9 protein-coding genes are annotated in these 9,860 nt (G+C 70.7%); 5 read left to right on the forward strand and 4 right to left on the reverse strand.

The window, feature by feature from the left end; all coding sequences use genetic code 11:
- On the forward strand, positions 1–254 hold a 254-nt coding region (rpsI, locus tag RIM90_RS28070), incomplete at its 5' end, for a 30S ribosomal protein S9 (protein ID WP_309063557.1).
- A 287-nt stretch (positions 255–541) separates the two neighbouring features.
- Positions 542–1,900: a phosphoglucosamine mutase gene (glmM, locus tag RIM90_RS28075; protein ID WP_309063558.1), complete on the forward strand. Its 1,359-nt coding sequence runs from the start codon at positions 542–544 to the stop codon at positions 1,898–1,900.
- Between the two features lie 104 nt (positions 1,901–2,004).
- On the opposite strand, the gene RIM90_RS28080 is transcribed toward glmM, so the two are convergent.
- Positions 2,005–2,952, reverse strand: a complete 948-nt coding sequence (locus RIM90_RS28080) for a DUF389 domain-containing protein (RefSeq protein WP_309063559.1) — start codon at positions 2,950–2,952, stop codon at positions 2,005–2,007.
- A gap of 16 nt (positions 2,953–2,968) precedes the next feature.
- On the reverse strand, positions 2,969–3,937 hold the full coding sequence (coaA, locus tag RIM90_RS28085) for a type I pantothenate kinase (protein WP_344645653.1): 969 nt from the start codon (positions 3,935–3,937) through the stop codon (positions 2,969–2,971).
- Positions 3,938–4,227: 290 nt separating this feature from the next.
- On the opposite strand from coaA, the gene RIM90_RS28090 reads away from it, so the two are divergent.
- The 3 genes from RIM90_RS28090 to glmS all read left to right on the forward strand — a co-directional run bounded on the left by RIM90_RS28090 (position 4,228) and on the right by glmS (position 8,610).
- Complete coding sequence (locus tag RIM90_RS28090) at positions 4,228–5,682, forward strand: polysaccharide pyruvyl transferase family protein (RefSeq protein ID WP_309063561.1); 1,455 nt, start codon at positions 4,228–4,230, stop codon at positions 5,680–5,682.
- A 187-nt stretch (positions 5,683–5,869) separates the two neighbouring features.
- On the forward strand, positions 5,870–6,655 hold the full coding sequence (locus RIM90_RS28095; RefSeq protein ID WP_309063562.1) for a hypothetical protein: 786 nt from the start codon (positions 5,870–5,872) through the stop codon (positions 6,653–6,655).
- A gap of 107 nt (positions 6,656–6,762) precedes the next feature.
- Positions 6,763–8,610, forward strand: coding sequence for a glutamine--fructose-6-phosphate transaminase (isomerizing) (glmS, locus tag RIM90_RS28100; RefSeq protein WP_309063563.1), 1,848 nt, complete (start codon positions 6,763–6,765; stop codon positions 8,608–8,610).
- On the opposite strand, the gene RIM90_RS28105 is transcribed toward glmS, so the two are convergent.
- Entirely contained in the window at positions 8,571–8,789 is a 219-nt protein-coding gene (locus RIM90_RS28105) for a DUF397 domain-containing protein (RefSeq protein ID WP_309063564.1), read from the reverse strand. The genes glmS and RIM90_RS28105 overlap by 40 nt on opposite strands.
- A gap of 7 nt (positions 8,790–8,796) precedes the next feature.
- The gene (locus RIM90_RS28110) at positions 8,797–9,648 is read right to left on the reverse strand and encodes a helix-turn-helix transcriptional regulator (RefSeq protein WP_309063565.1); all 852 of its coding nucleotides are present in this window, start codon (positions 9,646–9,648) and stop codon (positions 8,797–8,799) included.
- Positions 9,649–9,860: the final 212 nt, after the last annotated feature.

The following is a 9,860-nucleotide window of genomic DNA, read 5'->3' on the forward strand; positions in this document are numbered from 1 at the left end:
TCAACGAGCCCTTCAAGGTGCTCGAGCTCGAGGGCCGTTACGACGTCATCGCCCGCATCGCGGGTGGCGGTGTCTCCGGTCAGGCCGGTGCGCTCCGTCTCGGTGTCGCCCGTGCGCTGAACGAGGCCGACGTCGACAACAACCGCGGTCCGCTGAAGAAGGCCGGCTTCCTGCGCCGCGACGACCGCGCGGTCGAGCGGAAGAAGGCCGGTCTGAAGAAGGCCCGCAAGGCTCCGCAGTACAGCAAGCGCTAATCGCAGGGCGCTCGCGCGTACTCCGAACGCCCCGGCGGCACGCCACTGTGCCGCCGGGGCGTTCGTTTATTCGTGGCCCTGGGCGTATAACGGCACAAGGCGCTCAAAGGCTAATGTGATCGTAGGGTCGGGCTCCTGCCCCGAGATGCGCAGCCGCACACGCATCGTGACCGTCGAACACAGCACAAGCTTCGTCAGCGGCACAACCGTCGACCGCCCGCACGGGTCCGACGCCTCGGCACGGCCTCGGCACGGCTTTCGACACTGACGTTTCCTCAGGAGGACAAGTGGGACGACTCTTCGGCACGGACGGCGTGCGCGGTGTCGCCAACGCGGACCTGACGGCGGAGATGGCGCTCGGCCTCTCCGTCGCCGCCGCGCACGTACTGGCCGAGGCGGGCACGTTCGAAGGGCACCGGCCCACCGCCGTGGTCGGGCGTGATCCGCGTGCGTCCGGGGAGTTCCTGGAGGCCGCCGTGGTCGCGGGCCTGGCGAGCGCGGGCGTGGACGTCCTGCGGGTCGGCGTCCTGCCGACGCCCGCGGTGGCGTACCTCACCGGCGCGCTCGGCGCCGACCTCGGCGTGATGCTCTCCGCCAGCCACAACGCGATGCCGGACAACGGCATCAAGTTCTTCGCCCGCGGCGGACACAAGCTCGCCGACGAGCTGGAGGACCGGATCGAGGCCGTGTACGAGGAGCACCGCACCGGTGCCCCCTGGGACCGGCCGACCGGCGCCGGCGTCGGCCGCGTGCGGGACTACGAGGAGGGGGCCGACCGGTACGTCGCCCACCTCGTCGGCGTCCTCCCGAACCGGTTGGACGGCCTGAGGATCGTCCTCGACGAGGCGCACGGCGCCGCGGCCCGGGTCTCGCCGGAGGCGTTCACGCGCGCCGGTGCCGAGATCGTCACCATCGGCGCCGAACCGGACGGGCTCAACATCAACGACGGCTGCGGCTCGACCCACCTGGACCGGCTGAAGGCCGCCGTCGTCGAGCACCGGGCCGCCTTCGGCATCGCGCACGACGGCGACGCCGACCGGTGCCTGGCCGTGGACCACACCGGCGAGGAGGTCGACGGGGACCAGATCCTCGCCGTGCTCGCGCTGGCGATGCGGGAGCGTTCCGCACTGCGCTCCGACACCGTCGTCGCGACCGTGATGTCCAACCTCGGCTTCAAGCTCGCCATGGAGCGCGAGGGCATCCAGCTGGTGCAGACCGCGGTCGGCGACCGGTACGTGCTGGAGGAGATGAAGGAGAAGGGCTACGCCCTCGGCGGCGAGCAGTCCGGCCACGTCATCGTCCTCGACCACGCGACGACGGGCGACGGCACGCTGACCGGCCTGCTGCTCGCGGCGCGGGTCGCCGAGACCGGGCGTCCGCTGCGGGAGCTGGCGTCGGTGATGGAGCGGCTGCCGCAGGTGCTCATCAACGTGCCGGACGTGGACAAGTCCCGGGTGAAGACCTCCGCCGAGCTCGCGGCGGCCGTCACCGAGGCCGAGCGGGAACTGGGGGAGACCGGGCGCGTACTGCTCCGCCCCTCGGGCACGGAACCGCTGGTGCGGGTGATGGTGGAGGCCGCGGACATCGACCAGGCCCGCTCGGTGGCGGGACGACTGGCGGACGCGGTGAAGTCGGCGCTGGGTTAGGAGCCGCAGGGGTTCGTGCCCGGGCCCGGTGCCCGGGCCCGGCGCTCCAGGGGCGTGCTCGGGGCGCTCCGGAGGCGGGGCCCGGGGGCCGGTCCCGGTGCCGCTCAGGCCTCGGTGCGTCTGCGCAGACGTTCGTGCTGCCTGGCCCAGAGGCGTTTCTGGACCAGCAGCGTGACGGTGCCCGCGAGGACGATGCCGAGCAGGTTGAGCAGGAGCTGCTCGGTGGAGCCCCGGGTCTGGACGAGGTCCCCGTAGCTCAGCGCCACGGCGGCGTTCGCGGCGGCCGGGACCGTCGTCACCGAGATGGCGACGCCGACCAGGGCCCCGGACTTGGCGGACGTCAGCGAGAGCGTGCCGGCCGCGCCCGCCAGGACCGCCACCACGAAGGAGAACCAGTCGGGCGCGTAGACGAACCCGGTCTGCGGGCGGTCGCCGTGCAGTCGCTCCTGGCTGAACAGCCCGACCGCGTCCATGAAGAAGCTGAAGCCCACCGTCACCGCCATCGCCACCGCGAAGCCGACGAGCAGGGCGATCACCGAGCGCAGTGCGAGGCGGGGCCGGCGCTGTACGGCCGCGGTGGAGATGCCGGCCAGCGGGCCGAACTCCGGACCCACCGCCATCGCGCCCACGATGAGGATCGCGTTGTCCAGCACCACACCACAGGCCGCGATCATCGTGGCGAGCGTGAGGAACGCGAGGTAGGCGACCGACAGCGTCGACTCCTCGTGGGTGGCGTCGGCCAGGTGCTCCCACAGCACCGCGTCCGCGCTCTCGCCCGGTGCCTCCGCCTCCGCCTTGTCGGCCCGTTCGGACAGCGACAGGCCGATGTCCTCCACGGCGATGGAACCGGACGTGTCCAGCCCCATCCGCCGCAACCCGCTGAGCAGGTCGTCGCCCGCCTCCCGGGCCACGTCGCACATCACGAGGTCCCCGCGGGGATCGCGGGCGGCGCCCGGCAGCACGCACAGGTGCGCGGTGCCGATCGTCCCCTCGATCAGGCGGACCACGTCGTCGGTCCTGTCGGCCGGCGTGATCAGGCGCAGGTGCAGCATGGCGGCAGCGTAGCCGTCACAGCTTGCGCAGGCTGAGGCGCTGCACCTTGTGGTCCGGGCCCTTGCGCAGGACGAGGGTGGCCCGGCCGCGGGTGGGGGCGATGTTCTCCACCAGGTTGGGCTTGTTGATGGTGCGCCACATCGTGCGGGCGTAGTCGAGGGCCTCCTCCTCGGAGACCTGGGTGTACTTGCGGAAGTACGAGGAGGGGTTCTGGAAGGCGGTCTCGCGCAGCCGCTTGAAGCGGTTGAGGTACCAGCGCTCGATGTCCTCGGTGCGGGCGTCGACGTACACGCTGAAGTCGAAGTAGTCGGCGAGCCCGACGCGGGTGCGGCCGTCCTTGCCGGGCAGGGCGGGCTGGAGGACGTTGAGCCCCTCGACGATCAGGACGTCCGGGCGGCGCACGGTGAGCTTCTCGCCGGGGACGATGTCGTAGATCAGGTGGGAGTAGACGGGGGCGCTGACCTCGCTCTTGCCCGCCTTGACGTCGGCGACGAAACGGGTGAGCGCACGACGGTCGTACGACTCGGGGAAACCTTTCCGCGACATCAGGCCGCGTTCCTGGAGCTCCCTGGTCGGGAGCAGGAAACCGTCCGTCGTGACCAGCTCCACGCGCGGGTGCTCCGGCCAGCGCGACAGCAGGGCCTGGAGCAGCCGGGCGACCGTGGACTTGCCGACGGCGACGGAACCGGCGACCCCTATGACGAAGGGGGTGCCGGACTGGGAGCCCTGCTCACCGAGGAAGGTGTTCAGCGCGCCCCTCAGCCCGTCGGTGGCGCCGACGTAGAGGTTGAGCAGCCGGGACAGCGGGAGGTAGATGTCCCGCACCTCGTCGAGGTCGATGACGTCACCGAGACCGCGCAGTTGCTCCACCTCCTCGGCCGTGAGCGGCAGCGGCGTCTTGTCGCGCAGCGCGCTCCACTCGGAACGGGTGAGATCGACGTAGGGAGTCGCCTCCGGCCGCTGCCGGTGGGCGCTCCGGGGCATCGAGGAGACCGGAGAGATCACAGTCCATTGTTAACGGAGGACGAACGGGACGGGGGGTGGGGTGCGTCACGCGGAGAGCCCCGCCCGGGCGGGCGGGGGCGAAGGGACACGCCTGCTCTGGACTTCGTTCACATGGCAATTACCATCGTGCAGGGCTCACGTCGCACAGGTGTCGGACGTCGTTCGCGTGCCGTGCGGAGGTAGGCCCGCAGCCGCCGAGTCCCATCAGCCCAGCCGGGGAGTGTCGTGTGAAGCGCATCCTGATCCGTTCCGGGAAGAGCCCGCTTCGCGTGGCCACGCCGACGGAGTTCATCCACCAGGACCTGATCGGGACCAACACGGGCAACCTGCTCTTCAGCGACTCGGCCCACAAGATGTTGTCCGCGCCGGACACCGAAGTCGTCTCGAACGGCATCCGCACCGATCCGTCCGCCCGGCGGGCGGCCGAGATCAACGAGCAGTACGACGTCTTCGTCGTGCCGCTCGCGAACGCCTTCCGCCCCAGCTTCCAGGCGTCCCTGGACCGGCTGTCGACGCTGGTGGAACAGCTCACCATCCCCGTGGTCGTCTTCGGCGTCGGCGCCCAGACCGGGGCCGACTACGACACCGGGCCGTTGAAGCCGATCGAGGAGTCGGTGAGACGTTTCGTCTCCGCCGTCCTCGACCGGTCGGCGTCGATCGGCGTGCGCGGCGAGCTCACCGCCCGCTACCTCACCGAGATGGGCTTCCCCGCCGGCAGCGTCGACATCATCGGCTGCCCGTCCATGTTCCTGTACGGGGACACCTTCCCGGCCGTCCGCGCCGTCGAGCTGACCGCGTCCTCGCGCATCGCCGTCAACCTCTCCCCGGACGCGATCCCCGTGGGGGACATAGCCGGCCTGGCCCGTCACGCATGGGAGCGCTACCCCAATCTCCTGTACTACGCGCAGAACCTCGTCGACGCGGAACTCCTGCTCTGGGGTGACCTCACGCCGGAGACCGGCGTCGAGGACCCGTTCCCGCTCCAGCTCAGCCACCCGCTGATGCGCGAGAACAAGGTGCGGATGCCGCTGGACCCGACGACCTGGATCGACGAACTGCGGAGCCACGACTTCGCCTACGGCACCCGGATCCACGGCAACATCGCCGCACTGCTGGCCGGTACGCCGAGCGTCGTGCTCACCCACGACTCGCGGACCCTCGAACTGTGCCGCTACTTCGACATCCCCCACGTCCCGCTCACCTCGCTGTCCGCGGACACCGACCCCCGTGAGCTGTACGAGGCCGCCGACTACTCGGCGATGACCAAGCACCACGGTGAGCGGTTCGAGCGGATCGTCGCCTTCCTCGACCGGAACGACCTGCGGAACACCTACACCCACGGCGACCGCGGCGCGGCCTTCGACGCCCGTCTCGCCGCGCTGGAGCTGCCCGCCTCGATGCCGGTCTGGGACGGCTCGGACGACGGCCACATGCGCTACCGGATCAGCCGGCTGCGTGAGCGGATCGCGGTCGCCAACACCCGTATCGACAAGCGGGTCAAGGAGAACAAGGAACTGCGCACCCGGCTCGCCGCCGCCGAGGAACGGGCGAGCGAGACCGGCCGGCAGCTCGCCGCGGCACAGAAGGAACTGGCCGCCGCCCACAAGCGGCTCGCGGCCCTGGAACGCCGGATCGGCGGCATCGAGAAGCGTGTCATGGTCCGCATCGGCCCCGCCGTCCGCCGCCGGGTGCGCCGGATCTCCAGGGCGGGCGGGAAGGACTGACCCGGCCCGGCCGGCGCGCACGCGGCCGGACGTGCGGAGCGGCCGCGGGGCCTCGCCGCGGAACAAGATCACGTGGACGTCACGGTCGCATACCGGGTGGTCACCTGGTGATCACCTGTGAGGGGCCTGTGCATAGAGTGCGCGCAGTGTTGCGGAGTCCTCCGCAGAAGTGAAGAAAGAGTCCACCGTGAAGCCCACCGCCGTCCGCCGTACCGTGCTCGCCGCCTCCGCCGCCGCGCTCGCCCTGCTCGCCACCGCCTGCGGCGGCTCCGGCGACGAGGGCAAGGGCGACGAGGGCAAGGGCAAGGCCGACGCCGCCCCCTCCGCCGCGCCGGCGGCCAAGGCGCTGACCGCCGCCGAACTGGAGAAGGCCGCGCTGGTGCAGGCGGACGTCAAGGACGGCAAGGTGGTGACGAAGCTGCCCGCCACGGACGACGTCGCCGCCGACCAGGTCACGTCCGAGGAAGCGGCCTGCCGGCCCCTCGCCCACGTGCAGGCGGGCGTGGCCGTCGGCTCGCCGGCCGCCACGGTGAAGCGGTCCTGGACGGGCGAGCCGAAGAAGCCCGCCGAGGGGGCCAGCCCCGAGGACGCCCTGCTCGCCGGTCTCGGTGCGGAGAAGATGCTCATCACGCTCGCCTCCTACGAGGACGGCGGCGCCGAGCAGGTCATCAAGGACGTGGACGCCGCTGCCGGCAAGTGCGCCGGAGGCTACACGTACACCGCCGCCGGTCAGAAGGCCAAGATCCTGAAGGTCGAGAAGACCCAGGCGCCCGGCGGCGCGGACGAGGCGCTCGCGATCACGGCGATCGCGCCCGCGGACGAAGGCGTCGAGGCGCCCATGAAGCTGGTCGTGGCCCGCAAGGGTGCGACCGTCGTCTCCTTCGCCGTCGTCAACCTCGCCTCCATCGTCACCGGTGAGGACTTCGACTTCCCGGTGAAGGTCTCCGACGCCCAGCTCGCCAAGCTCGGCTGAGACGGCTTGCCCGTGTTCCCACCGGTGCTTCGTGCACCGGTGGGAATTTCCGATTTCGGGCAGGCGGAGGCCCTTTCCGGCGGCTGACGGACCGTAGGCTTCCGGTCATGTGCGGAATCGTGGGATACGTGGGGTCGCAGTCGGCGCTGGACGTCGTGACGGCAGGCCTCAAGCGGCTGGAGTACCGGGGATACGACTCGGCGGGCGTCGCCGTGCTGGCGGACGGCGGCCTGGCCACGGCCAAGCGGGCCGGGAAGCTCGTCAACCTGGAGAAGGAGCTGGCCGAGCGGCCCCTGCCCACCGGTACGACCGGCATCGGCCACACCCGCTGGGCCACCCACGGCGGCCCGACGGACGCCAACGCCCACCCGCACCTCGACAACGCGGGCCGGGTCGCCGTCGTCCACAACGGCATCATCGAGAACTTCGCCGCCCTGCGCGCCGAGTTGGCCGAACGCGGCCACGACCTCGTCTCCGAGACGGACACCGAGGTCGTCGCCCATCTGCTCGCCGAGGAGTTCTCCTCCTGCTCCGACCTCGCCGAGGCGATGCGGCTGGTGTGCCGGCGGCTGGAGGGCGCGTTCACCCTGGTCGCCGTGCACGCCGACGCGCCGGACGTCGTCGTCGGGGCGCGGCGCAACTCACCGCTCGTGGTGGGCGTGGGGGAGGACGAGGCCTTCCTCGCCTCGGACGTCGCCGCGTTCATCGCGCACACGCGCTCCGCGATCGAGCTGGGGCAGGACCAGGTGGTCGAGCTGCGCCGGGACGCGGTGACGGTCACCGGCTTCGACGGCAGCCCGGCCGACGTCCGCTCCTACCACGTCGACTGGGACGCCTCCGCCGCGGAGAAGGGCGGCTACGCCTCCTTCATGCTCAAGGAGATCGCCGAGCAGCCGAAGGCGGTCGCCGACACCCTGCTCGGGCGCATCGACGAGACGGGTTCGCTGACGCTGGACGAGGTGCGGATCCCGGCGGACGTCCTGCGCGAGGCCGACAAGGTCGTCATCGTCGCCTGCGGTACGGCCTTCCACGCCGGCCTGATCGCCAAGTACGCCATCGAGCACTGGACGCGGATCCCGTGCGAGGTGGAACTGGCGAGCGAGTTCCGCTACCGGGACCCGATCCTCGACCAGCAGACCCTCGTCATCGCCATCTCCCAGTCCGGCGAGACCATGGACACGCTGATGGCCCTGCGGCACGCCCGCGAGCAGGGCGCCAAGGTCCTCGCGATCTGCAACACCAACGGCTCGACGATCCCGCGCGAGTCGGACGCGGTGCTGTACACGCACGCCGGCCCGGAGGTCGCGGTCGCCTCGACCAAGGCGTTCCTGACGCAGCTCATCGCCTGCTACCTGGTCGCGCTGTACCTGGGGCAGGTGCGGGGCACCAAGTGGGCCGACGAGATCCGCGCGGTGGTGCGGGACCTGTCCTCGGTCCCCGGTGCGGTGGAGCGGGTCCTGGAGACGATGGAGCCGGTACGGGAGCTGGCCCGCTCCCTCGCGGAGAAGGACACGGTGCTGTTCCTGGGACGGCACGTGGGCTACCCGGTGGCGTTGGAGGGCGCGCTCAAGCTGAAGGAGCTCGCCTACATGCACGCGGAGGGCTTCGCGGCCGGTGAGCTGAAGCACGGGCCGATCGCCCTGATCGAGGACGACGTGCCGGTCGTCGTGGTCGTCCCGTCGCCCCGGGGGCGGTCCGTCCTCCACGACAAGATCGTCTCCAACATCCAGGAGATCCGGGCGCGCGGTGCCCGGACGATCGTCATCGCGGAGGAGGGCGACGAGGCGGTCGCCCCGTACGCCGACCACCTGATCCGCGTCCCGGCCACCCCCACGCTGCTGCAGCCGCTGGTGGCGACGGTGCCGTTGCAGGTGTTCGCCTGCGAGCTGGCCACCGCCCGGGGCAACGAGGTGGATCAGCCGCGCAACCTCGCGAAGTCGGTGACGGTGGAGTAGGTCTTCAGGGCATCGACGAGGGCGGTGAAGGCCCCGGCCGGGACGGAGAGGGGTCCGTGGGCCGGGGCCTTTGAGTCGCGGATGGCTATGTGGGGGCGGCGGACGGCGACCTCTACGCAGGAATTGCCGTCGCCGGCGCCGGAGTAGGACGACTTCCGCCAATTGTCGAGGGAGTCCATGGATGCCTCACAGCTCGTTGGCCAGCTTTTGGATGACGTCACGCGACCGGTTCGGGTCGAGCGATACGTCCCTCACTCTATGGAGAAGCGTTCGAAGAACGCCGAGTTGGGCTTCGGAGTCGACGAACGCCGCGGCGTGAGGTGCGTCGCGAACAGCTGTGTCCAGCTTGGGCACGGCACCGCCCGCCAGCATCATCGCGGTCCAGGAGCCGCCGAAGTTGTCCAGGTCGAACGGGAGGACGCGCACGGTGACGTGGTCCGCTTCGGAGACTTCGAGGAGGTGGGCGAGCTGAGCTCGTGACGCTGCGCGATCGCTGACTCTGAGCCGAAGCGCCGCCTCATGGATGACCGCTTCGTACGGTGTGGGAGCGGGGCCTTCGAGAATCACTTTCCGTTGCATCCGATGCCGGACCCGCAACTCGATGTCTTCGCTGGGTAGCTGCGGAATTCTGTCGGAGAAGATGGCGCGAGCGTAGTTCTCCGTCTGGAGCGGTCCGGGGATGTAGAGGAACTGGACCTCGCTCAGGAACGTGGCGTGGTGTTCCAGTTCGGACAGGTCGAGGAACGGTGTCGGGAGCAGACCCCGGTACTCCTCCCACCAGCCGCGCGTCCGATCGGTCGCCATAGCGACCAGGGCGTCGACGAACGCCTCGTCCGTACAGGCGTAGTTGGCCGCGAGGCGGCGCAGCCGCTTCTCGCTCACGCCCGTGAGGCCGGCCTCGATCTGACTGATCTGAGCCGAGCTCACCCCCAGCAGCGCCGCCGCCTCCCGGGCGGTAAGGCCTGCCGCGTCACGGAGTCTGCGGAGTTCCACCGCCAGGCGTACCTGACGTGCCGTTGGCTCACGCCTCAAGGCCATCGAACTCTCCTCCCAACGCGCCCGCAGGCGCACCTCGTTCGAGGGGAAGGCTACGCGACCGGCTTGCGAAACTTAAAAACATAGGTCTACCGTCGGTGACGCGACGCACACGCTGCGGAACTCCGGGGCACCGGAAGCGCACCGCTCCGTCCTGCCATGACGGTTGCGGCACAGCCACCGCCCGGCGACGCGGCGCCTCTCTTCAACTCCCC

Source organism: Streptomyces sp., assembly GCF_031181555.1.
Taxonomy (GTDB): domain Bacteria; phylum Actinomycetota; class Actinomycetes; order Streptomycetales; family Streptomycetaceae; genus Streptomyces; species Streptomyces fimbriatus.

Bases quoted from the DNA above. Each gene is read 5' to 3' on its own strand.
- RIM90_RS28110 (WP_309063565.1), bottom strand. From the start codon at position 9,648: ATGGCCTTGAGGCGTGAGCCAACGGCACGTCAGGTACGCCTGGCGGTG.
- RIM90_RS28105 (WP_309063564.1), bottom strand. From the start codon at position 8,789: ATGGACTCCCTCGACAATTGGCGGAAGTCGTCCTACTCCGGCGCCGGC.
- coaA (WP_344645653.1), bottom strand. From the start codon at position 3,937: ATGCCCCGGAGCGCCCACCGGCAGCGGCCGGAGGCGACTCCCTACGTC.
- glmS (WP_309063563.1), top strand. From the start codon at position 6,763: ATGTGCGGAATCGTGGGATACGTGGGGTCGCAGTCGGCGCTGGACGTC.
- RIM90_RS28080 (WP_309063559.1), bottom strand. From the start codon at position 2,952: ATGCTGCACCTGCGCCTGATCACGCCGGCCGACAGGACCGACGACGTG.